Source organism: Methylocaldum marinum, from assembly GCF_003584645.1.
Classification (GTDB): domain Bacteria; phylum Pseudomonadota; class Gammaproteobacteria; order Methylococcales; family Methylococcaceae; genus Methylocaldum; species Methylocaldum marinum.
Window position 1 is genome coordinate 4,617,168 of the sequence record NZ_AP017928.1, and the last position, 23,160, is coordinate 4,640,327.

Annotated in this window: 13 protein-coding genes; all 13 read left to right on the forward strand. The window is 67.4% G+C overall.

The features are described from left to right. From sS8_RS20650 to sS8_RS20710, 13 genes are read left to right on the forward strand one after another with little or no spacing between them, the layout of a single operon-like run. The gene (locus sS8_RS20650; protein ID WP_119631414.1) at nucleotides 1-1,419 is read left to right on the forward strand and encodes a DUF4255 domain-containing protein; all 1,419 of its coding nucleotides are present in this window, start codon (nucleotides 1-3) and stop codon (nucleotides 1,417-1,419) included. Then, entirely contained in the window at nucleotides 1,419-3,503 is a 2,085-nt protein-coding gene (locus tag sS8_RS20655; protein ID WP_119631415.1) for an ATP-binding protein, read from the forward strand. Before sS8_RS20650 ends, sS8_RS20655 begins: the two co-directional genes overlap by 1 nt. Beyond that, on the forward strand, nucleotides 3,500-3,790 hold the full coding sequence (locus sS8_RS20660) for a hypothetical protein (RefSeq protein ID WP_119631416.1): 291 nt from the start codon (nucleotides 3,500-3,502) through the stop codon (nucleotides 3,788-3,790). The genes sS8_RS20655 and sS8_RS20660 overlap by 4 nt, the downstream gene beginning before the upstream one ends. Continuing rightward, complete coding sequence (locus sS8_RS20665; RefSeq protein WP_119631417.1) at nucleotides 3,791-4,486, forward strand: hypothetical protein; 696 nt, start codon at nucleotides 3,791-3,793, stop codon at nucleotides 4,484-4,486. Nucleotides 4,487-4,497: 11 nt separating this feature from the next. Next, nucleotides 4,498-4,785 carry a hypothetical protein gene (locus sS8_RS20670; protein WP_119631418.1) on the forward strand — a complete coding sequence of 96 codons (288 nt, stop codon included), beginning with the start codon at nucleotides 4,498-4,500 and terminating at the stop codon, nucleotides 4,783-4,785. Between the two features lie 12 nt (nucleotides 4,786-4,797). After that, the gene (locus sS8_RS20675; protein ID WP_119631419.1) at nucleotides 4,798-5,937 is read left to right on the forward strand and encodes a phage late control D family protein; all 1,140 of its coding nucleotides are present in this window, start codon (nucleotides 4,798-4,800) and stop codon (nucleotides 5,935-5,937) included. Continuing rightward, nucleotides 5,937-6,467, forward strand: a complete 531-nt coding sequence (locus sS8_RS20680) for a phage baseplate assembly protein V (protein WP_119631420.1) — start codon at nucleotides 5,937-5,939, stop codon at nucleotides 6,465-6,467. The genes sS8_RS20675 and sS8_RS20680 overlap by 1 nt, the downstream gene beginning before the upstream one ends. Further along, nucleotides 6,468-6,845, forward strand: coding sequence for a GPW/gp25 family protein (locus tag sS8_RS20685; protein ID WP_119631421.1), 378 nt, complete (start codon nucleotides 6,468-6,470; stop codon nucleotides 6,843-6,845). Next, nucleotides 6,845-9,436, forward strand: a complete 2,592-nt coding sequence (locus sS8_RS20690; RefSeq protein WP_119631422.1) for a baseplate J/gp47 family protein — start codon at nucleotides 6,845-6,847, stop codon at nucleotides 9,434-9,436. The genes sS8_RS20685 and sS8_RS20690 overlap by 1 nt, the downstream gene beginning before the upstream one ends. Beyond that, nucleotides 9,433-12,006, forward strand: coding sequence for a baseplate J/gp47 family protein (locus sS8_RS20695; RefSeq protein WP_119631423.1), 2,574 nt, complete (start codon nucleotides 9,433-9,435; stop codon nucleotides 12,004-12,006). The genes sS8_RS20690 and sS8_RS20695 overlap by 4 nt, the downstream gene beginning before the upstream one ends. A gap of 2 nt (nucleotides 12,007-12,008) precedes the next feature. Beyond that, nucleotides 12,009-15,650, forward strand: coding sequence for a hypothetical protein (locus sS8_RS20700; RefSeq protein WP_119631424.1), 3,642 nt, complete (start codon nucleotides 12,009-12,011; stop codon nucleotides 15,648-15,650). Nucleotides 15,651-15,663: 13 nt separating this feature from the next. After that, nucleotides 15,664-19,329, forward strand: a complete 3,666-nt coding sequence (locus sS8_RS20705; RefSeq protein WP_119631425.1) for a DUF6519 domain-containing protein — start codon at nucleotides 15,664-15,666, stop codon at nucleotides 19,327-19,329. Then, entirely contained in the window at nucleotides 19,326-23,153 is a 3,828-nt protein-coding gene (locus sS8_RS20710) for a right-handed parallel beta-helix repeat-containing protein (RefSeq protein WP_170161196.1), read from the forward strand. The genes sS8_RS20705 and sS8_RS20710 overlap by 4 nt, the downstream gene beginning before the upstream one ends. The last annotated feature ends 7 nt before the right edge of the window (nucleotides 23,154-23,160 follow it).

A 23,160-nucleotide genomic window follows, 5' to 3' on the forward strand; every position in this document is an offset into this window, starting at 1 on the left:
ATGGCGCTGACCGACATCTCGAGGGTGACGACGGCGATCGCGACCTTGATTCGCCAGGCGCTTGCGCGGGACAACTTCGCCGACGATTTCGACGTATCGGCGGCGCCCCCGGAGGACGAGACCAACCCGTCGCCGAATGTCATCAGCCTTTACCTGTTCCACCTCATCGAGGACCCGGACTGCAAGAACCTGCCGCCCCGCCGGCCGGTCATGACCGATGTTCCGGTTCAGTACACCGAGATGGGGCTGATCCTCAATTACATCATCACCGCCCGGAACACCAGCGCGACCGGCGTCGGCGACCGCACCCTGATCGAGCAGCGCCTCCTGGGCTTTGTCGCGCGCGCCCTCCACGATTTTCCGGTCATCACGGACGAAACCGTGGTGCCGGCGGTACCGCCGAATCCGCCCAACAATCCGATCTTGCAGACGGCGAACCTGGCCGGAGCCGGCAACCGGATCGAGCTGATTCTGCGTCCGGTGGGGATCGAGGAAAACGTGAATTTCTGGAGTTCGGAGCAGGATTTGACGGCGCGCCTGTCGCTCTATTACGAGGCGCGGGTCATATTGCTCAGCACGCCCCCGGTGACCGCCATGCCGGGAACCGTCTTCTCCCTCGGCGCTTACGTTTCGGTATCGGGGCAACCCCTCTTGCAGGCGGTGCAGAACCTCGTCGGGTTTATACCGCCGCCGGGCTTCACGGCTTCCGATCCGGCCTCTCCGTTCCAGTTCCTGGCGGCGAATCCGGCGCGCGTGTCGCTGTTCCCGGCCGGCGCCATCCCGCCGGAGGTCGCACCGGGGAACAACCGGCTCCGCATCGACGGCTCGGACCTTCGCGGCGAGCGCACCTTCCTCGCGCTGCGCGGCCAGGCCGGCCTGGGAGCGGCCGCGCCCGCGGAACGCAGCTTCCGCATCGGCGTGGACGACGGCAACAATCCCGATTGGGGTTTCGAGATCCGCGACACGGAAATCACGGTGGCGATGCGGCAGGCCGTCCAGGACGACCAGGGGGCGGGGCTGAGGCTGTACCCCGGTCTCTATTCGCTGCGCGTCATCACCGCGCGGCAACTCGCCGGAGATACCACCGGAAGATTGCTCGAGCGGTCGAGCAACGAACTGGTGTTCGCGGTCACGCCCCAGGTGGTTGCGCTTGCCGGGCTCGGCGGACCGCCGGCGGCGCGCCGGTTTCGCCTGAATCTGTTCGGCAGCTATTTGCGGGACGAACTCGACATACAGCTCTCGGTCGGCGGCGCGGTCCTCCGCCGCGACGCGGATACGGCGACGGCGGGGAATTACGACTTCGCTGCCAACACCGGCCAGATCGATTTCGCGGTGGACACATCCGGAAGGCCGAGCCCGCTGCCGGTCAGTCTGCTGATCAACGGGGCCGGCTCGACGCCGGCGTGGGCGGTGTTCTGATGGCTGCCGGCACGAAACCCCTGCCGGAATTCGGCGTTTCGCAGCTGGCGGAGCCGATCGGCGTGCTCGACGCCGTGCTGGCGCGGATACGTGCGCTGGCCGCGCGCCGCCTGCTGTGGCTCGAAAACCTCGCGAGCACGGAATCGGGCGCGGCGGTTCACGCGGACTTGCCCGTCCACCTACGGGTCGCGCTGCTGGACTTGGACTCGCCCCAGAAGGAGGCCCGTTTCTACCAGCAGGATGCGCGCTGCCGCGAGCTGAGCGCGCGTGCCGCCGCCTACGGCGACGCCATCGCCGAGTCGCCGGACAATGCCTTCCGGCATTTGATCGAGGTGCTGGGCGCGAGCGCCCGGGAAGCCGATCTATTGCAGGTCTGCCTGGCGGCCCGTCTCGATCCGCCTATTGCAGAGCTCTATGGCTATCTCGAGGGCGACCTCGCCCGGCGCGGCTACCCGACCGAGGTGCTTGCCGCCCGATTGTGCGGCTACGGGCGCGAATCGATGTGGAGCCCGGCGGGAGCGCTGGCGCGCTGGCAGGTGATCGAGGCGGATCAGGCCGATCCGGCCGAATCTCCCCCCTTGCGCGTCGATCCCTATATCCTCCGGTTCTTGCAGGGAAGCTCGGAACTCGATCCGGAACTGCTCGATTGCGCGTCTTATGTCGAGCCTCATCCCGCGCTGGCGCGCTGGCCGGTCGAGGAAGCCGGCCGTCGTATCTCGGAGTCCCTGGAGCGGGGGCTGCCGAACCGGATCTGGCTGGTGGGACAACGCCTGAGCGGCCGGCGGACGCTGGCGGCCTGCATCGCGCAGAACCTGGGCAGCGCCCTGGTCGCGGTCGATACCTCGCGCATCGCCGAGCCGAGCTGGCCGCGTGTCCAGGTGCGCATCCGCCGTCACGTGCTGCTGCACGGGTGCGCGCTGGCCTGGTACGGCGGCCAGGTCTTGCGGGCGTGCGCGAGCGGCGATGTCAAGCTCCCGCTGGAGTTCGCGGTTTTGGAGCCGCCCGGCGAGGCCCCGTCGGAGCCGGGTTGGCGCGAGGAACGGATCGAGATGCCGCGGCTGCTTTCGCAGGAACGCCGTCGGCTATGGGAGGCCTTTCTCCCGATCGCCGGGACCTGGACGCCGGAGATGCAGCGCCGGCTTTCCGAACGCTATCAATTGCAGGTCGGCGAAATCGCGCACGTTGCCGCGCAGTTGCCGGAGAGCTTCGACGATGTGCAGCGCCTGACCCGGGCGTTTTCGCGCGGACGCCTGGACGATCTCGGGCATTTGCTCGATTGTCCGTTCCGGCGCGAGGACCTGCGAGTGCCGGAACGGCTGGAGCGCATACTGGACGAGTTTCTGTTCGAGGCGCGCGACCGCATCCGATTCTGGGAAGACGAGCAGGTGCGGCGGCTGTTCCCCCGGGGCACCGGTTTGATCGGGCTGATGGCCGGCCCTCCCGGTACCGGCAAGACCATGGCCGCCCAAGTGATCGCGGCCGAACTCGAACTCGACCTTTACCGCATCGATCTGGCGGCCACGGTCAACAAGTACATCGGCGAGACGGCGAAGAACCTGAAACGGCTGTTCGCGCGCGCGGCGGACATGAACGCCGTGCTGCTGTTCGACGAAGCCGACGCGCTGTTCAGCAAGCGGACCGAGGTGCGCGATTCGCACGACCGCTACGCGAATGCCGACACCAACTATCTGCTGCAACTGATCGAGGATTATCCCGGCGTGGCGCTGCTGGCCACCAACAAGCGCCAGAACATCGACGAAGCCTTCGTCCGCCGCGTGCGCTACCTGATGTTTTTCCCGAAGCCCGACGCGGCGCAGCGGCTGGCCATCTGGCGCCAGGTGGTCCGCGAACTCGCCGGAGCGGAGCGCGCTCTGGCTCTGGAAAAAGAACTCGAGCAGGCGGCCGACAAGGTCGAGGCCACCGGCGCTCAGATCAAGAATGCCGTCCTGGCGGCGATTTTTCTCGCGCGGCAGGCCGGAAGAGCGCTGCAGTTCGAGGATATTCGGCGGGGGCTGGAACGCGAATTGTCGAACCAGGGTTGCAGCGTGTCGCTCGAGCTGGAGAGCAAAGGAGGAAAACGATGAGTGATACATCGAAAGGCGGCGAATCGGTGACCCGCGTGCGCATCGAGCGTCTGCGGCTGCGCGTGCCGGCCGGCGATGCGGGTTCGGCGAAAGCGCTGGCGCGGGCGGTCGCGACCGAGCTGGCATTGCGGGCGCGCGAACTCGAGGGACTCGCCGGGCGGGAAACGGTCAATGCACGTGTCGCGGCAGTTCATCCGCTCTCGCCGGCCCGGCTCGCGGACGCGATCGTGGGCGGGATCGTGGGCGGGATCGCGCATCCGCAAGCGGGCAAGCCGGGAGGACGGTGAATGGCCGAAACCGGATACACGAGAAGTCCGCGCCTGGTACGAGGCGCGCTGGTGCAACTGGCGGAGGACGTGATCGGCGTCGTCCCCAACGTGATCCCGTTCCAGTACAACCCGGAGACGCTGACCCGCAAGCTGACGCCGTGGAACCCGTTCGAAGTCGATCAGACCGGGCGCGGACAGATCGCCCCGACGGCGCAGCCCTACGATCCCAAGGAAGCGGTCACCCTGGAGATTCATTTCGATGCCGCCGACCAACTGGAAGAGAGCGACCCCATTGCGGGACAGGTCGGGGTGGCGGACCGCATCGCCGCGATCGAAAAGCTGCTGCTGCCGTCGCAGGGGCTGCTGGGCGATCTGCTGGGCGCGGCGGCGGCGCTGGCCGGGGCGCCGCAGCCTCCGCAGCGTCCCACGGTGCCGGTGGCCCTGCTGGTGTGGGGGCCGGGAAGAATCCTGCCGGTGCGGGTGACCGACTACAGCATCGACGAGACCACTTTCCTGCCCTCGCTGCATCCGCTGACGGCGAAGATCAGCCTGTCGCTGGAGGTGCTCACGCCGGACGTGTTCCGCTGCGAATCGGGGCCCGCCATCGAGCTGGCGGTGGCGGCTTACCGCTTCTTCCGGCTGCAGCAGAGCGCGCTCGCGCTCCAGTACAACGCACGCAACGCGGCGCAGGCGCTCAGCCTGCTGCCTTTCTGAGGAGGATTTGAATGGCCGTTTTCGACCGCAAGAGCCGATACGTCAAGCCGGCGCTGGAGCCTTACTCGGTCATCGACCGCCGCGGCCGCGAGGTCAAGGCGCTGCCCATGATCGAGCCGCCCGTGGAAAGAGCCATCGGCGAATATGTCAGGAAGCAGGGGCAACGCCTGGACCACCTGGCCAACTCCTTCCTGGCCGACCCGTACGGGTACTGGCGCATCGCCGAAGTGAACGGCGCATTGCTGCCGGACGCGCTGGAAGAAGCGGAACGGCTGAAGATTCCCGGGATGGCGCGGTAACGGGAGAGATCGATGAGGGACATCCGCTACCAGATTGCGATCGATCGACAGCCGGACAACGCGCTCAGCGAGGAAGCGGCGGAGATCGAGGTACAGCAGAGCATAGAGGGTCCGACCACCTTCCGTATCAAATTTGCGATCGACATCTGCCGGGGCGAATTCAATCTGCTCGACGACGAAAGGCTGAATCCCGGCGATCCCGATACCGAGGTCACCGTGATGGCTTACCTCAACGGCGAGCGTCGCGTCCTGGCGCACGGGATCATCACCGAACGCAAGGTGAACCTGGCCGAAGGCGGCTCGGGATCGTCTCTGGAGATCATGTGCCAGGATCGGCGTGCGGTCATGAACCGGGAGGAGCGCAACGAAGCGCACCAGGGGCGGGCGAGCGATATCGCAAGACAAATCCTGGAGCGTTACGGCTTCGAAGTCGACGTTACGGATACCGAGATCAGCTACGAGGAAAACACCACGACCTTGAACCAGACCGAAACCGATCTCGCGTTCCTGGACAAGCTGGCCGGACGCAATGACGCCCGTTTCTGGATCGACTGGGAAGCCGGTGAAGGTCTGGCCGGTTTCGAGCTCACCGAAACCGCCCATTTCAAGCCGTCTCCGCCGCGGCCGGCGGCCAATTCGCCGGGATTCGCGCCGCCCCTGCCGCTCGCGCCGGAAGACGTGGCCGAGCTGAAGCTCAATAGCGGAGACGGCTGCTCCAACGTGGCCAGCTTCGAGCTGCAATCGAACGCGGAAACGCCGAACCAGTCCGGCCCCATCGCACGGGTCGATGCCGACAGCGGCGAGGTGACCGAGACCGAGGCGCCGGAATCGACCACGGAAACCCTGGGCGAAGAGGCGCCGGCGCCGAAGCAGCCGCGAACCCGGAAACTGGTCACGGCGGGCGACGCCCAGGAGGCGCGGGTACGCACGCAGGCCGCCCTCAACGATGCCTCCTGGTCGGTGCAGGCCACGGCGGAAACCAGCGTGCAGGCGCTGCACGCTTTCGTCGCGCCGCACCAGGTCGTGCGCGTGAGCGGCGCGGGACAATTGAACAGCGGCGACTATTTCGTGAAGGCGGTCACGCACACGGTGGACTCAACCGCCCACAAGATGCGCATCGAGTTGCTCCGCAACGCGCTGGGAGGCTCGTGATGAACGATGTAACGGCGAACGCGGCCGAAGGGCGCACTCAGTATTACGGGAAATATCGCGGAACGGTCGTCGACAATGTCGACCCGAACAAGCGCGGACGGCTCCAAGTGACGGTGCCGGCGGTATTGGACACCAAGCAGGTCTGGGCGATGCCGTGCGTACCGTACGCCGGACCGAGCCTCGGCTTTTACGCCATGCCCGAGGTCGGGACCGGGGTCTGGATCGAATTCGAGGCCGGCGATGTCTCATACCCGATCTGGACCGGCTGTTTCTGGGCCGAGAACGACGTGGACCAGGCCGACGCCGATCCCAGGATCAAGTTCTTCAAAACCAGGAAATTCACCCTGCGAATCGATGACGGCAACGGCGAAATCATCATCGAGAACGATAGCGGATCGCAGATCAAGCTGACGGCGCAGGAGATCCTGCACAAGAGTTCCACCGTCCGGCAGGAAGCGGCCGGCGGCCGCAAGACCGAACTCTCGGCGGCCTCGTACAAAGTCAACGACGGGGCCATGGAGGTGCTTTAGATGCCGGCGCGTTTCGAAGGTTTCCATTATCCCGTCGCGGTCGACGGTGCCCTGGGCCGGTTCCGCAAGGAGTCGGACTACCAGGCCTATGTCGTGCAATTGATCAAGCAGGTTCTGCTGACCGCACCGGGCGAGCGGGTGAACCGGCCGGATTTCGGCGCCGGGTTGCGGCGCCTGGTGTTCTCCCCGAGCAGCCGGGAAACCGCGACTCTGCTCCAGGCGACCGTGTTCCAGAGCCTGGACCGCTGGCTCGGCAGCATCATCAAGGTGGACCGGGTCGACGCCTCGTTCGAGAACGGACGGCTCGACGTGGTCATCGCCTATACCCTCAAGGCTCGCGGCGACCAGGAAGTCCTCAACCTGGAGGTGACCCTCTGATGCCCGCGCCAGGCGACAGACTATCCGCGCTCCGCGCGCGGTCGGAAGACTTCACCGGGATCGAGTTCGTGCAGATCGTGGACAAGTGCGATCAGACCGTTCTGCGGGTGTACTTCCTCACCGATCCGCGCGACCTTCGTCCGCCGTTCGAGGATGTCGGCGACCCGCAGGCGATACCGCAACCCCTGAGCCCCGCCGATTTCCGCATCTACAACCCGCGCGGCGCGGCGCCGGACGTCGAGGTGGCGGATTGTCCCGGTCCCGGCGGAATGCGCTGGGACGATGACACGGCGGCGGGCCGGCGATACCTGGAAATCTGCGTCGCCGAGCCGGGCGATTTCACCGAGTACCGCCTCAGGATCGACGACGCGAGAATCGACCGCTTCTTCAACGACGTCCGGTTCTCCTTCAAAGTCGGCTGCGAGGACAGGCTGGACTGCGCCGAACCGGTGAGAGCGTGTGCGCCCGAAGACCTGGTCGATTTCCCGGTCGATTATCTGGCGCGCGACTTCGTCAGCTTGAGAAACGCGCTCCTGGATTTCGCGGCGCAGCGCTATCCCGACTGGCAAATGACCCTCGAAGCCGATGTCGGCGTGATGCTGCTGGAAGCCCTGGCCGCGCTCGGCGACGAGATGTCCTATCTGCAGGACCGGCACAACCGGGAAGCGTACCTGGAAACCGCGACCGAGCGGCGCTCGCTGCGCAAGAAGGCGCGCCTGCTCGATTACGAAATCCATGACGGCCGCATGGCGAGCACGCTGCTCGAATTGACGGTCGTGCAGAAACAAAACCAGCCTGTAAAGTCGGTGAAAAAAGGGTGGCCGGTCTGGGCATTGTCGGAGGGTTCGGCGCCGATTCGCTTCGAGCTGGGCGAAACCCTCCGCGAAAGGACCGACAACCCGGATCTCGATGTTGACGCGCGCTGGAACCCGGGAAACTTCACGGTTTACCTCTTCGACGACGGCCAGGAATGCCTGGAGACCGGGGCGACCGAGCTGTTCGTCCGCAACGATCCGGCCAACCCCGACAATCCCGGCGGGATCGTGTTCGATCAGAACGCGGCGAACCAGTGGAGCGCCGGCCGGTTGCTGCTGCTTCGAGACCGCCCCGCCGATCCCTCCGAGACCGACAGGCTGCACGTCGTGCAAGTCGTCGACGTCCGGCTGGAACACGACGACCTGTTCGACGTCGACGTGGCCCGCATCCGCTGGCGGGACGAGGACGCGCTGCCTTTCCCGATTCCCTACGGCGAGCTTCAGCTCTCCGGCAACCTGGTCCCGGCGACGGCGGGCGAAACGCGGACCCAAGGCTTCCGCTTGGGTCCGCTCGCGGACGGCGACGAGGTGATACCGGCGGTGGAGCGGGAAGGCCCTCTTTTTTCGCAGGCGGACCCAAGCCTGCTGGCCCGGCGGAATCTCTGCGAGGACTTGGAACAGGAAAGTGCGTCGCGGCCGCCGATTTACCTGCTGAGCCTGCCCGGCACCGACGAGAACGGCCTGGCCTTCGCCGATCCGGCCGAGGATCTGCGGCGCACGGTGCCCGAGGTACAGGTTTTCGAGATCGCCGAGGCTAGCGGCGGCGCTCCCCGGAAATGGTCCTTCCGGCGCACGCTGATCAACGAGGGCAGCGACGACGCCGTATTCACGCTCGAGGACGGGACCTGGCGGCGCATCGTCGGGCGCTGGCTGGGCGGCCGCGAGCTCGTTCATCGCGATTACGCCACCGGCGCCGGCTACACGGTGCGTTTCGGCGACGGCGAGTTCGGGCGGGTTCCCGCCAAGGACGCGCTGTTCGAGGTGCGGTATCGGCTGGGTGCGGGCGCGAAGGCGAACGTTCCCGCCGGCGCGGTGAGCGCCCTGAAAATCGGCACCGAGGCCAGTCCGCTGGAAAGCCGGGTCACCGCGGTGGGCAATCCGTTCCCGGTAACTAACGGCGTCGATCCCGAGAGCGCTTCGGAGATCAAGCTGCTGATGCCGGAAGCCTACAAGTCCGAGACCTTCTTCGCGGTGCGGCCGGAAGATTACGGCGCCCAGGCGGAAAAACTGGACTTCGTGCAGCGGGCGCAAGGCAGTTTCCGCTGGACCGGGTCGTGGCTGTCGGCGATCACCGCGGTGGATCCGCTGGACGCCTTCGAACTCTCACCGGAACGGCGCGAGCGGGTGGAAGCCTTGCTCCATTGCCGCCGCCAGGCCGGGCGCGAAGTGATCGTGAAGGACCCGAAGTTCGTCAATCTCGACCTAGTGGTGAACATCTGCGTCGCCCGCAGCGCTTTTCCGGGGCAGGTTCGGGCGCGCGTGCTCGAAGCCCTGTTCGGTAAGGGCGGCGCCGGACCCAAGCCGGGCTTTTTCGATCCCGACCGTTTCACCTTCGGAACGCCGTTGCGGCGGAGCGCCCTGGAAGCCGCCATCGTGGCGGTGGAGGGCGTCGAGGCGGTGACCGGCATCGAAATTCGCACGCACGGGGTGACCGAGTTTCACGTTTTCGAAGCCTTGGCCTTCGAAGTCGCCGACGATGAGTTGATCCGGGTCGAGAATTCGCCGCTCAAGCCCGAGCGCGGATCGGTGAATCTGGTATTGGAGGGGGGAGCATGAGCTGTTGCGACCGTAACCCGGTATCGCCCCTGGAGAACCTGCCGGCGGGGCTTTCGTCGCTACCGAGACAGTTGCGGGGCTTCGCCGAGGTGCGCCGCGACCTGCTCCGGGCGCTCGGGGCCGATCCGGGAGCGCTCGCCGGCTGGCGCCCGTCGGGGGACGATTTCGGGCTGATGTGGCTGGAAATGTGGGCCTACGTGTCCGACGTGCTCGGCTTCTACGACGAGCGAGCGGCGAACGAAACTTACATTCGCACGGCGGTCCGGCGGCCGTCCTTGCGGCGTATCGTCGAGCTGCTCGGCTACACGCCCAGCTCCGGCGTGGCCGCAACCGCCAAAGTGGCGGCGCTCGCCGACGGCGCCGCGGCCGTGACCCTGCCGCCGGCCACCGGTTTCCGCTCCGGCGCTTTCGGCCAGGAGCCGCCCCAGGTCTTCGAAACCACGGCGGCACACACCATCCATCCGTTGAAGAACCAGTGGAAGCTTACCCGCTTCAAGCGGCGTCCCACGGTGGATGCGGCGCCGGCCGGCGGGGCGAACGTTCAGACGCTGCTGTTCGAGACCGCCGGGTTCGGACTGGCGGCGGGCGAGCTGGTTTTGTTCGACAGCAGGCAGGCGGGCGCGGCGAATCCGGTGGACCCGCCGGTAACGCGGGTCGCCGCGGCCGAGCCCTTCGAAGGCAAGGATGCCCTGACCTACATCCGGGTCGCCCTGGAGCCGGCCGTCAGGATCGCGGCGGAAACCGATCTGTCGGCCTTGCGCGCGCGGAGACCGACGCAGACCGCGATGCCGACGAACAATACCCCGGTCATCGAGAACGGCGGCAAGAGCACGCCGGCGCCGGTCGAGAACGTCTCCGGCGGGACACGGGTTTTCTTCGATCAGGCGCCCGGCACTTTCCGGCGCTCGGACCCGGTCATCGTGGCGCGCAATCTCGGCAGCGCTGAAGCCGAGTATGCGTTCGGAACCGTCAGTTCGGTGCGGGCCGCTGCGGTGAGACTCAAGAGCATCCCGTCCCAGACCGTGGAGATTCCCCAGCCGGACAATAAACCCGACCTGTCGATGACGATCCCTTCGCCGACGGTGGCCGCGACCGAACTGACGCTACAGCCGGCGCTGCCGGCCTCGTTCGTGTCCAACCCGGAGGAACTGACGTTTCTCCATGACTTCGTCGACGGCGGCCAAGCCACCAACGTCGGCAAGACCGAGCTCGGCGCGGCCGATCTCGCCGATCCGGAAGGCGTTCCGCTGGACGGAATCGTCGAGCCGCCTCCGGAAGCGGTGGCCGGCGCCACGACTGCGGGACCGGCGCAAACCGGCAATGTGACGGGCGTGCTGGAACAGGTATTTCTGCTCGCCGATGCGGCCCGCAGCGGTGTGGCGGTCGACGGGCGCATCACCTTCACGGCGGACGGCAGGGCCAGTTTCCAGGCGCTGTCCGTAGAGCAGCTGCCCGCCGCGCCTTTCCGCCTGCCGCTGACGATCTACGGCAACGTCGTCCAGACCACGCGCGGGGAGAGCGTCTTCGGCGAGGTTCTGGGCGACGGCAACGCACGGATCGCGAACCAGCGCTTCAAATTGCGCAAGAAGCCGCTGACCTATCTGCCGCTCGCCTCCCCCGGTGCGGGTGCGATGCCGGTCAGCACCCTCCATGTGTGGGTCAACGGCGTGCTCTGGAACCGGGTGGATACCTTCTTCGGCGCCGGACCCGAGCACACCGTTTATACCGTGCGCCACGACGATAGCGGGAACACGTTCGTGACCTTCGGCGACGGCGTGCGGGGCGCGCGGCTTCCGTCGGGCGTGAAGAACGTGGTCGCCAATTACCGGTTCGGGGCGGGGGCGGCCGCGCCGCCGGCCGGGGCCATCACCCAGCTTGCCGGCGCGGTGAAAGGTCTGCGCGGGGTGCGTGCTCCGCTGGCCGCCGACCCCGGCAAGGACCCGGATCGGCCGGAGCAGCTGCGCACCAACGCTCCCCGCTCGGCATTGCTGTTCGGACGCGCGGTTTCCGCGGCGGACTTCGAGGCCCTGGCTCGATCGCAGGCGGGCATCGTGCAGGCCAAGGCGGAATGGCTGTGGATTCCGGCGCAAATGCAGGCCGGCGTCGTGGTGCAGTACATCGGCGAGGCCGATGCGGCGGTCATCGCCGAGGCGCTGCGCGCCCAGGCGGACCCGACGATTCCCATCGAGGTGACGAAAGCCGTGCCGATTCCGGCGACCGTTTCGGTCGGCGTCGAGGTCGATGAGCGCTACGTGAAAGAGACGGTCGCCGCGGCGGCGCTCGCCGAACTGACCGCGCCCGGAAGCGGCGTGCTGAGCCTCGAGCAGGCGCGCATCGGCGGAACCTTCTGGCCCAGCGTTCTATACGAGGCGGTCGCCCGGGTGCCGGGCGTCATCGCCGTCAGCGGCCTGAGCTTCTCCACCGGAAGCGGCGGGCCGCTGCTGTCGAATTCCGCCGGCACCTGTATGGAAACGGGCAAATATCTCGACTTCACCGCGCCGGGCAGCGTAACGGTGACCGGCGTGGATCCGATCGGCGCCGCGCCGCGGCCCGATGGCGTAGGGGCCTGACCATGAACGACGCGAATGCAGTCCGGGACGGTTACGAGAGCTACTACACCGAGAAGCTGTGGCAGCTGGTGCCTGAGGTCTACCGCAACGAGGACGGCATTGCCGCGAATCCGGGCGTCCTCCGGCGGATCGTGGAGCTGATCGGCGCCGAGGCCGCGCGCAGCCGCCGCTCCATCGACCGCCTGTGGGAAGACCAGCATATCGAAACTTGCGACGACTGGGCGGTGCCCTACATCGGCGATCTGGTCGGCGCGCGGCTGGTTTCGGCGCAGGACCGCCGGGGGCGCCGCGTCGATGTCGCCAACGCCGTGAGGTTCCGACGGCGGCGGGGAACGCCGGATTTGCTGGATACCCTGGTGCGGGCCATGTCCGGCTGGGACGTGGTATTGGTGGAAGGTTTCCGGCGGTTGGCCAGGACCCGGCACCGGCTCGATCCCGTACCCCGGGCCGGCGGCTTTTTCACCGGGACGCTCCCGGGCGGCACCGCCGATCTGCGCCGCCCGGCGGGCGCGGAAATCGCCGACGGTCCGTTCGACGAGTACTTCCACACCCTGGACGCGCGCTTGCTGCGGGGGCGCGACGGGCGCTTCGGCATCACCAAGCTCAACTTCCATCTGTATCGCCTGAGCGCTTACCGGATGACCGCGGTGGACCCCGTGGAACTGGCCGATCCCGGCGGCGAGGGCTTTCCGCGCACTTTCACGATCGATCCGAGCGGACGCGACATCCCCTTGTTCATCGACGCGGACCCGCCCGACCCGGACGCCGTCGCCGCCCTGCCGGGCCCGCTTTCGCGCCCGGGCTGCGGACAGCCGTTCGAATGGGACGTCACCCAGTCGATGCGTTGCCGGCTGCTCGGACACGTCGCCTATCAGCTTACGCCCAGTCATATCGAGGCGCTGCGCCAGCTCGCCAACCCGCCGACCCCGGCCGACGAGCAAGCCCTGTTCCGGGTGCCGGAAATACGATTCGCGAGCGAACAGGCGCTCAGGCGGAGGCTGCAGGACTTCGGCGCGGGCATCCCGGACAATCCGCCGGACTGGTATCGGACACTGGTGGCGCTCGGCCTGATGGCGCGGACCGGCAAGGCCAGGCTTTACCCGGCGCAGGTGGAGATCCTGGCCGGAGCGCCGTTCTCGACCGCGGCGGTTTCCGCGGCAAACCTCTCCAGCCGCGCATGCCATCCCGAGCCGGAAGGCAACCTGGCGGAACTCCTGATCTGTCCCGAGCAGGGACGGTTCGCCCGCGTGCCGCCCGGCGAGCCCGGCTTCGATCCGCTGGTGGGTCTCTATCACTACGGGTTTTCCGGCGACGTGGGCGCGGGACCCTATCTCCGCGATCCGATTCCGCAGGACGAGGTCCCCTCCCGCGTCGCCTCCGACGGCACGGTGCCGGATGGCGGGGTTCTCCAGGGCGACGGCCTATTGATTGACGACAACCGCACTTATTCGCTGTCCATCCGCGCCGACACCCCGATCGAAAACGCGGTGCTGCAAGCGGGACCTCAGCGCCGGCCCTATGTGCTGCTCGCCGAAGGCGGCGCCAACCTGGTTCCGCAATCCGGGGATACGAGATTTCTGATCGACGGCGGCTGGTACGGCGTCAACGACCCGGGCAACCCGCCGGCGGCGGGCGCGGTCGCCGATTTCGTGATCGAGGGTGCGGCGGGAGCAGGCCCCGAAGAGTTCGACTTCGACCGGATCGAAATCCGCTTCGCCACCTTCGACCCCGGCGGCGCGCGCGCCGACGGCCTGCGCATCCCGGCCCTGCGTTTGCTGGTGCGGGCACGGGTGCGCAAGCTCATGATTCGCCGCTCCATCATGGGTCCGGTTCACGTGGTGCGCGACAACCCCGACGATCCTTCGACGGTCGAGGAACTCTTGATCTGCGAATCGATCGTGGATGCGCGGGAGACGGCCGATCGGCGGGCAGTGTCGAACCCGTTCGGGACCACCGTGATCGAGAGCTCGACCCTGTTCGGAGATGTCTCGTCGGCCGTGCTCAAGGCATCGGACTCGATCGTCGACGGCCGGGTCAGCGTGGTGAACAACCAGGCCGGCTGCTTCCGCTTCAGCGCCAGCGAACCCGGCGAAGGCGTCAGAATGCCCCCCCGCTACCGCGACTTTCACGCACCGATTCCGGAATCCGCGTTCAATTCGACGCGCTTCGGCGACCCGCAGTACGCGCAATTGTCGATCGTGGCGCCGCAACCGCTGTTGCGGGGTGCCGAAAACGGGTCGGAGATGGGCGTGTTCTCGTTTCTGCTGACCCCGATCCGGCTGGCGAGCGTGCGCGCCAAGGTCAACGAATTCGGCCCCGTCGGCCTGTTGGCTCAATACCTCTTCGAGGGCGATTACCGGCTGCCGCCGCTGGTCGAGTTCGGCGTCTCGAATCCGCCCCCGGAGCCCGGCGGTCTGATACCGCCCCCGGAGCCGGGCGATGTCATCCCGCAACCGCCGCCGCCGGAGCCGCCGCCGCTTCCGACCGCCTGCCCGGACCAGGCATCGCCGCTGCGGCCGCCTTCGCCGGCGATACGGCCCGTGCTCATCGATCCGGCAAGCCTGGATATCAACGGCGCTCCGGCCTTCTGGCGCGGGGTCGACTGGCGGCCGGACGCGTTTCCGGTCGCGGAGCCCGAAGGCGAATCCCCGGTCGGCATTCCTTTCGACAAGGTCCGCATCCTGCTCGAATACGATGCCCGCTTCGGCACGCTTCCGGCCGAGCAGGGCTGGAAGCCGAACGCCGAAGAGGCGGCCGCCCTTTTCAAGCTGGACGGGGAAGGGGCTTTACGATTCGAGATCGGCAATCGGCCGGCATTTTTCACCGCGCAGGCCGGCCCGGAAAAAGAGCCGCCGATCCAGGTCCATGCTTATGTCGGCGTTTTTCCCGAACAGATCTCGGACCTACCCGAAGAGAGCTTGGAAGGATTCGAACAGCGTGTGGAAGCGAACGATCCGGGAAAGACCTTCCGCGGCATGCGCGCCGACTGGGGGACGTCGCGGGACCGGAATGCGCTCCATTATCTCAGCCTGGACGGCAAGAAAATCCTGGGATCTCCGGAACCGTCGGAGGACAGGCGGCGTGTCTGGCATGAACTCTCGCTGCAGGCCGATTACCGGGAGGGCCTGACCTTGCTGAGCCTCGACGGCGAGACCGGACAGCTCAAGCTCAGCGAATTCGGAAGGTCGCGGGACAGCGCCGAACACGCCGGCCTGCGGGCCGTTTTCGGGTTCCGCGGGAAGAAAGGCCATATCGCCGGACGGCTCAGGAATTTCGTGGTTTCCGCGCCGGGGCGGTACATCCGGGCGTGGATGCGGGCGGAAGCGCCGGCGCATGCGCCGGTACTGAGGCTCGGGTTCGTGACGCGGGAGCGCGTCTCCGGTGGCGTTCGGTTCCGGGTTCGCTACGGCGTCGCGAAGCCGGACGAGCCGGTCTTGATCCCGATGCGCCTGGCGGAAGCCACGCTCGAACTCGACGATGCCGAACCGGGCCGGGAAGTGCGGCTCGAGATACCGCTGGATGCGGCGCGTGCGAAAGATGCGCTGGTATTGACGCTGGAGCGGGATTCGCGGCATCGCGAGGACACGCTCGAGACGGGCATTCGGCTGGTCAGCGCGGCGTTGACCGACGGACACAGCGGTTGAGGGGGAAACAGTTATGGCGAATCCGGACATCAGCCGCTATCTGAACCAGCCGGGAAAGCACTACGCCGGCGCGCGCCTTCAGCAGGGGCGTCCGCTGCTCGATTCGGACTTCAACGAAAACGCCGAAGCCCACAGCGACGATTTGCGCGCAGCGCTGCTCGATGCGATCGGGCCGGCTGCCAGCCCGGACAACGGGTTTCTGCCGGCTTTAAAGGTCGGCGACGTCGTCGATGCAAAACTGGTGCGCTTCGGCGCGTTTTCCCGGGCCTTCGTTCTCGACTACACGCTGAGGCCCGGCGCCATGTACCTCGGCGGGGTCTTATGGGAGCAGAGCGACTCGGAGTCGGTGATTTTTCAGCGCGAGTTTCTCCAGATGGGCGCGGCGACGGCGCCGCGGGCGGCCATCGGCGAACAGCGCCAGCTCGCTTATCTGCGCGGCTGGGAACAGCCGGTCACGGCGATCGAGGACGGCGAAATCCTGGAGCCCGCGCTGGGAGGCGCCGATGCGGCGACGCGGGTCCGCCGGGTCCGGCGGGTGGAGGTCCGCGGGGTGCAGTCGACGGATTGCGCCGCGGCGTTCGAGGAAGTACTGGAAGACCTGGGCAACGGCGATACGGTTTCCTACGACCCCGCCACCTGCGAGCTGCGCTCGAATGCTCGCCTCAGGATGACGTTCCGGGGTGAGCCCGCGGTCGCGTGCGGGCCGTGCAAACCGGCTCTCGAAGGACGTTACCTGGGGAGCGAGAGCCAAACCATCCGTATCATGCTGGCCGCGCCGGATCGCTACGTGTGGGCCTTCGACAACGCGGCTCCGCTGTACCGCGTCCGGCTGGTGCTCGACGGGGCGGGCGGCGCGCGCATCGAGATGCTGACCCCGCCCAGGGATACCCATCATTACCCGCGCCAGAACACCGTGGTCGAGTTCCTGCCCTGGGAAGCGCTGATCGAAAACGGCCAGCCGCAGGGCGGCAAGATCGCCGGAGAAACCGTCAAGAACGAGCGGATCGCCGCGCGCGCGGGCTTCTTCGCCGAAGCCGACGGTCCCTACGATGCTGCGGCGCGAACGTTTCACGTGCGGCTCGCGTCCGGCGCCGCGCTGCAAATCGGCGTCGGCGAGGGCAGGACCGATTCCAAGGCCGAGGCGGCGGCGGTCGCGAATCTCAAGTCCGGGACCGGTTCCCTGGAAGACGGTTTCGCGCTGCGCTGGGACGATAGTCACCCGTACGCCGGCCAGCTCAATCCCACGGAAGGCGGCTCGGAAGGTTTCGTGGCTTATCTCTACATGCGGGTCTGGCACCTGAAGCCGCCCGATGCCCCGCTCACCATCCCGACCTCGTCCGGCCAGGCGCTGGGGCAAACCGGCCTGGTTCCGGTATTCACCGGGCGCGGACGTCCCGGGGACTTCTGGACCATCGCCGTGCGCCCGGAAGCGCCGGACGAAATCCTGCCGCGCGAAATCATGCTGGAAGGCGGCTTGCCGCCGCACGGGCCGCGCGAGGTCGTGGCGCCGATCAGCCTGGTGGCCTGGCGCTCGGCGAGCGGTTTTGCCCACCGGGTGATCGCGATCGAGGACTGCCGGCCCACGCTGCCGGCGCTGACCGAGCGCGGCTGCTGCACGTATCAGGTCGGTCCCGGCGGCGATTTCGACACCATCCAGGCCGCGCTGGACGCGCTGCCGGTAAGCGGCGGGCGGATCTGCGTGAGACCCGGCGTCTACCCGGAGGAAATCCGCATCGCCGGGAAAAGCAATGTCGTGGTGACCGGCTGCGGCGGGCGCACCCGGATCGCATCGCCCGAGAGCGCCGCCGGTAAAGTCCTGGTCAGCCTCGAACCGGCGGCGGACGGCGGCAACATCGGCATTCGCGATCTGGCCATCGAAGCGCGCGGGCAGATCGGCATTCGCATGGCGGGCGGAAGCCGCGTCGAACTTGGCCGGATCGATCTCACCGCAGCGGCCAGCGAGACCGCCGGGCCGATGAGCGCCATCCATGTCGCCGGCACCGGCGATGTGCGGATCACCCGCTGCCGGGTCGAGATGAGCGGGGCTTTCAGCAATCACGCCGCGATTTACGTCGACACCCCCGGCGGGGCGCTGATCGAGGACAACAGCATCGAGACGCTCCCGGCCGGAGACGATCACTTCAGCTATGCCTGGGGCGGTATTCAAATCGCCGGAGGTTCGCGCGACATCGAGATACGCGGCAATCTCATCCGCGGCGGACGCGGGCATGGCATCACCCTGGGCAGCGTCGCGTTTCGTGCGCTGGACGGCAGCCGGCTCGATGTCGAGGGCGCCGGGCGCGGGCAGTCGAATCCGGAGCCTCCTTTCGCCCTGACCGGCATCATCCGGCCGATCGGGGTCATCGGCGACCCGGACGGCAACGGCAGCACGGAATTTTTTCCGGAGCCGCAGCCCGCCATTGAAGACCTGGTCATCTCGGACAATCATGTCGAGGGCGTCGGCGGGAGCGGCATTTCCTCCCCGGCGCTCGATGTGGACCATGACGAGCGCGTGACCGGGCCGCCCCTGTGCTACCGTCGAACCACGTTCGCGGCGAGGAATCTCGTGATCGAGAGCAATCGCATCCTCGACAACCTCCGCCAGCCGATGGATAACAAGGGCGAACGGGCGGCGTTCGGCGGCATCGTGCTCTCGGACGCGATCCGGGCCACGCTGCGCGGCAACCTCGTCGAAGGAAACGGAGCCGGGCTCGACGCGCCGGTTTGCGGCACCTGCGTGGCGCACGGCGAATATGTGACGATCGTCGCGAACCGAATCCGCGGCAACGGTGCCCTGAAGTCCGGCGGGGACGGGAACTTCGGCCCCCGATTCCGGGGCGGTATCGTGGTAGCGGCCCCGGAGATCGCAAGGCGAGGGGGCGTGGTGACCGAGCACAGTCCGCGCAATATTCACCTGCGGCGGAATGTGGTCGATCAGCGCGGAGCGCCGGCGGCTTTCGTGCTGTCACAGGGCGCCTGCCGCATCACGGGCAATCACTTCCACTCGTACGAGCCGAACCCGGACATCCCCGGACCGACGGTGCTGGTCGTTGCGGCCGGCAAGCCCTGGGAGGCGGTCGATCTTCCCGAGGGCGAGCCGAACCCGGACCGATGGCAGCAGCCGGAGGGTTCCCGGGAATACCTGAACGGCCGCGCCCAGGAATGGCCGGAAGGCGATGGCGGCGCCCTCTCGTTCAGCGGCAACCAGGTCACCACCAACGGCGCCGGCACGCCGCCCGAGGGCGGTTTCGGCGCATGGCTGGTCTCCTTCGACCATGTCGCCGTGACCGGCAACCAGTTCGCGGCGCGCAGTCCGAAACCCTCCACGCTTCCGCAGGTGACGGCGATCGGCCTCACGGCGGACGTTGCCGTCAACCGCGTCGCGGAGACCCTGGAGGCGGCGCAGATCTCGCTCGCGGCGATGGCGCCGATGTTGACCGCGTGCGCGGACAATCATCTCACCCACTGTCCGGCCGTGTTCGGCTGCGCCAATCACGGAAATCCGGATTATTTTCTAAGCGAAGACAACCTGGTCTGGTTCCGGCCGCCGGGGGGCCGGTGCGAATCGCCGGCCGAGCCGGTAATGGCGGACCTCAAGCGCTTGTGCTCGATTCTGTTCGGGCGCACCCCCGGAATAACAACTTACGATTTCACCGTCGTTCGCGGTGCACAACTATGACAAACGCCGACATTACCCGTCTCCTCATCCAGCCCGAAAAGCATTACGTCGGCGCGCGCATGCAGCAGGGCCGGGTGGTGCTCGACTCGGATTTCAACGAAGCAGCCGAACTCGCCGACGAAGAGCGCCGCAAGGCCTTGCTCCACATCGTGGGGCCCACCGGCAGCCCGGACGCCGGTTTTGCCGCGGACCTCGCGATCGGCGACGAGGTCACGATTCAGCCCGTCTCGTTCAACGGCGAGCCGGCGATAGCCACGCTGAACTACCGCATTCGTCCCGGTTCGATTTATGTCGCGGGGCTGCGCTTCGAGCACGCGGAACGCACGCTCAACGACGAGACCGGCGGCGACCCGATCGCGTTTCAGCGCGACTTCCTGCAAATGGACGCCGCGTACGCGCCTCGGCCGCAGCCCGGAACCACGCATGCGCAACTCGCTTATCTCCGCGGCTGGCAGCAGGACGTGACCGCCGCCGAGGACCGGGAAATCCGGGAGCGCGCCCTGGGCGGAATCGACACCTCGACCCGCAAGCGGCGGATGGCGCGCGTGGAAGTTCGCGAAGTGGACAATGACGAGGACTGTACGGCGGCCTGGGCGGAGGTCCGCCAGCAGATCGAGGCCGAAACCGGGGGCGTGTTCGACGAATCGGGCCACGAGCTGCTGTCGCCGGCCCGCCTGCGCATCCGCTTCGTCCCGGGCGAAGCGCTGGACCCCTGCGCGCCCTGTGCTCCGGACGACGTGGGGCGCTATCTGGGGGCCGACAACCAAACCGTTTGCATCATGTTGGCGGCGCCGGACCGCTATGTCTGGGGATTCGACAACGCCTCCCCGCTGTACCGCGTCGAACTCGGCGAGGCCGCGGACGGCCGGGTTCCGGTGCGCATGATCACGGAACCGCGCGACGAGGCCCGCTGGCCCCTGGCCGACACCGTGGTCGAGTTTTTGCCCTGGGCCGCCCTGCTCGACAACACGGAAAAGGTCGCGGCCGAAGTCGGCGTGTTCCTGCGCGTTGCGGAAGGTTTCGATCCCGACGACGGCTCGTTTCGCATCGCCGAGGCGGACCTGCCGCTGCTCGACGGCCTGGTCCGGCAATGGGATGCCGCGCATCCCGATCTCCCGTGGCTGCCCAACGACGCCGACCCCGACGGCCGCTACCTTTACCTGCGCGTCTGGCATCGTTTGGACTCGGAGAACGACGAGGTTTTGCTCGACACCGCGGCCGGCCCCGACAACCATACCCTGCTGCGCCGCCAGGGCCTGCTCCCGGAGTTCAGCGGCGGCGGCCGGCCGGGCGATTACTGGGTGGTTACCGTGCGGCCGAACACGCCGCAGCAGATCACGCCGTGGAATCTGACCCGGGGCGGCGGCGTTCCGCCGCACGGACCGCGCCATTTTTACACGCCGCTCTCGCTCATCAGGTTGCGGCCGCCGGGGCCGGGCGAACACGAGAATACCGAGGTGGTCGAGTCGATCCACGACTGCCGGAGGCTCTTCAAGCCGCTGGTGGACCGCGGCGGGTGCTGCACGCTCACGGTCGGCGACGGCGTCGGTTCGCGGGGCGACTACCTGTCGATCCAGGCCGCCATCGACGGGCTGCCGGCGGAAGGCGGCAAGGTCTGCGTGCTGCCGGGGACCTATGCCGAGACGGTTCGCATCGAGCGCGACGATGTGGTCGTGGAAGGCTGCGGGCTACAGACAAGACTACGAACGCCGGCCGGCGACACCGGTCCGGCGCTCGTCCATGTGCTCGCGCCGCGGGTCTCTATCCGCGACCTCTCCCTCGAGACCCGCGGCCAGATCGGGGTGTTGGCCGGGCGCGAGGCACTCGACGCCGAACCGGTTGCCGACGACCTGGTGCTGGAACGGCTGCACGTGATCGCGGACGAACGCGCCGGCATCGGCGGGCAGGCCCGAACGGCCATCGACGTCCGCCGCGGCCGCCGGGCGCTGATTCGCGAATGCGAGTCGAACACGCGCGGCTCGGTGAGCGACGAGGCCGGCATGTTCGTGCGCGGAGAAGACATTCGCGTGGAGAACTGCCGGATCGAAACCGCCCGCACCGACGACGCCTTTACCGCCTGGGGCGGGCTGCAGATCGGCGGCGGCTCGCGCCGCGTGCAGGTCCGGCGAAACCGCATCGTGGGCGGGCTCGGCCACGGTATCACGCTGGGCAGCCTGGAATGGATCGCCGAAACCACCACGACGACGACGACCACCACCACCACCACCACCCACTTCGGCGCCGGCACCGGCGTACAGAACACCTTCGATCCTTGCGCACCGCTGCAAGCGGCGGTTCAGCCGGTGTCGGTCAACCATGTTCGTTTCGACCCGGAGACCGCCGGCGATCTGGACGATATCCTGATCGGCGACAACCGGATCGAGTCCATGCAGGGCAACGGCATTTCGGTGCTGACCACGCTTTCCCTGGACGACGACGGCGGGCAGGACATGATTACGGTCGACCGCATCACGATAGAGCGGAACCGCATCTTCAACTGCGTGGTGCAATCGCGGACCCTGGCGTCGAACTCGCCGGTGCAGAAGACCAAGAAGCTCTCGGCGGGCGAAGAGGAGGTGTTCGGGCAGTTCCTGGTCTCCTCGATTCCGCCGGCCGGGATCGTGCTGGTGGACGGCGAGCACATCGCGATCCGCGACAACGACATCTACGACAACGGAACCACCGATCCGGAGCCGATCGCCGGCGTTTGCGTCATCTTCGGCAACGATATCGTGATCGAGGGCAATCGCATCCAGAATAACGGGCTTCGGCAGCCGGCCTCGATTCCGTCGATCTCGAGCATGCGCGCGGGCATCGCCGTCTCGCTGGCGGGCATCGCGTCCAACCGCGCTACCCAGGACCAGTCGGACACCCTCGGCAGCTCGCTACGGGTGATCGGCAACACCGTCGAGCACCCGAACGGACCGGCGCTGGCCGCGCGCACCACCGGTCCCGTGACGATCGAGGACAACTATCTGCTCTCGCTCGGCAACAACGCCACCGCGCAGCAGGCGAGCACGGCGCATACGGTGGCGATCGTCAATGCCGGCATTCCCTGGGAATCCATAGACTTGCCCGCGGGCGAACCCTCGCCCAATCGCTGGAGCTTTCCGCCGCGCACCCCCGAATATCTGGCGCGCCAGCCCGGCGACGACCAGGGCGGCGGCGGTGTGGGAGCGCCGGGAGAAGGCGGGGGCATCATCGGACAAGGCGGTCCGGTGCTGTTCAACAACAATCACGTCATCCTGCGCTGGGTGGAGGCGAGCAACGCCGCCGCCGGTCTCGCTTCCGGCTTCTCGGTCGGCATTTGCAGCCTCGACGCCGTGACCCTGCACGGCAACCAGTTCGCGCTGAACGTGGAAGACCCGGGCCTGAAAAAGAAGAACGGCACCCAATTCAACCGCCAGCCGCGCATATCCGCCCAGGTGGTCGCGGTGGGGGCGACCACCCAGGTTTCCCACAACCGCGTGGCCGAAGGGGTGAACGATGCCCTGATCTCCTTGCTCGCACTCGGCGGCTTCATGGTGTCGGCCAGCCACAACATCACCACCCACATGAGCTTTTCGGCGACCTGCCACGGCGTGGAAGGCGAGGGCGGCGGACCCGCCAACGACAAGGACCCGTTCCGCGTCCACCGCGGCAATCTGGTCTGGCTGCGGCCGGCCTTGGAATCGAGCCCGGAGGATCTGGTGTCGGTCGAAACCATACATCAGACCGCCCGGCAACTGTTCGTGACACTGTGCGACACCTGTCTCGGCCTGGGACCCGAGGGCGGCGGTCCGTTTATTCCGCCCATCCTGAGATGGTTCGCGGCGCGCGGCTAGGGCAGAA

What these genes read in the sequence shown, in the direction of transcription:
- sS8_RS20685 (WP_119631421.1), top strand. Translation starts at nt 6,468, where the DNA reads ATGCCGGCGCGTTTCGAAGGTTTCCATTATCCCGTCGCGGTCGACGGT.
- sS8_RS20655 (WP_119631415.1), top strand. Translation starts at nt 1,419, where the DNA reads ATGGCTGCCGGCACGAAACCCCTGCCGGAATTCGGCGTTTCGCAGCTG.
- sS8_RS20675 (WP_119631419.1), top strand. Translation starts at nt 4,798, where the DNA reads ATGAGGGACATCCGCTACCAGATTGCGATCGATCGACAGCCGGACAAC.
- sS8_RS20710 (WP_170161196.1), top strand. Translation starts at nt 19,326, where the DNA reads ATGACAAACGCCGACATTACCCGTCTCCTCATCCAGCCCGAAAAGCAT.
- sS8_RS20650 (WP_119631414.1), top strand. Translation starts at nt 1, where the DNA reads ATGGCGCTGACCGACATCTCGAGGGTGACGACGGCGATCGCGACCTTG.
- sS8_RS20660 (WP_119631416.1), top strand. Translation starts at nt 3,500, where the DNA reads ATGAGTGATACATCGAAAGGCGGCGAATCGGTGACCCGCGTGCGCATC.
- sS8_RS20665 (WP_119631417.1), top strand. Translation starts at nt 3,791, where the DNA reads ATGGCCGAAACCGGATACACGAGAAGTCCGCGCCTGGTACGAGGCGCG.
- sS8_RS20700 (WP_119631424.1), top strand. Translation starts at nt 12,009, where the DNA reads ATGAACGACGCGAATGCAGTCCGGGACGGTTACGAGAGCTACTACACC.
- sS8_RS20705 (WP_119631425.1), top strand. Translation starts at nt 15,664, where the DNA reads ATGGCGAATCCGGACATCAGCCGCTATCTGAACCAGCCGGGAAAGCAC.
- sS8_RS20680 (WP_119631420.1), top strand. Translation starts at nt 5,937, where the DNA reads ATGAACGATGTAACGGCGAACGCGGCCGAAGGGCGCACTCAGTATTAC.
- sS8_RS20670 (WP_119631418.1), top strand. Translation starts at nt 4,498, where the DNA reads ATGGCCGTTTTCGACCGCAAGAGCCGATACGTCAAGCCGGCGCTGGAG.
- sS8_RS20690 (WP_119631422.1), top strand. Translation starts at nt 6,845, where the DNA reads ATGCCCGCGCCAGGCGACAGACTATCCGCGCTCCGCGCGCGGTCGGAA.
- sS8_RS20695 (WP_119631423.1), top strand. Translation starts at nt 9,433, where the DNA reads ATGAGCTGTTGCGACCGTAACCCGGTATCGCCCCTGGAGAACCTGCCG.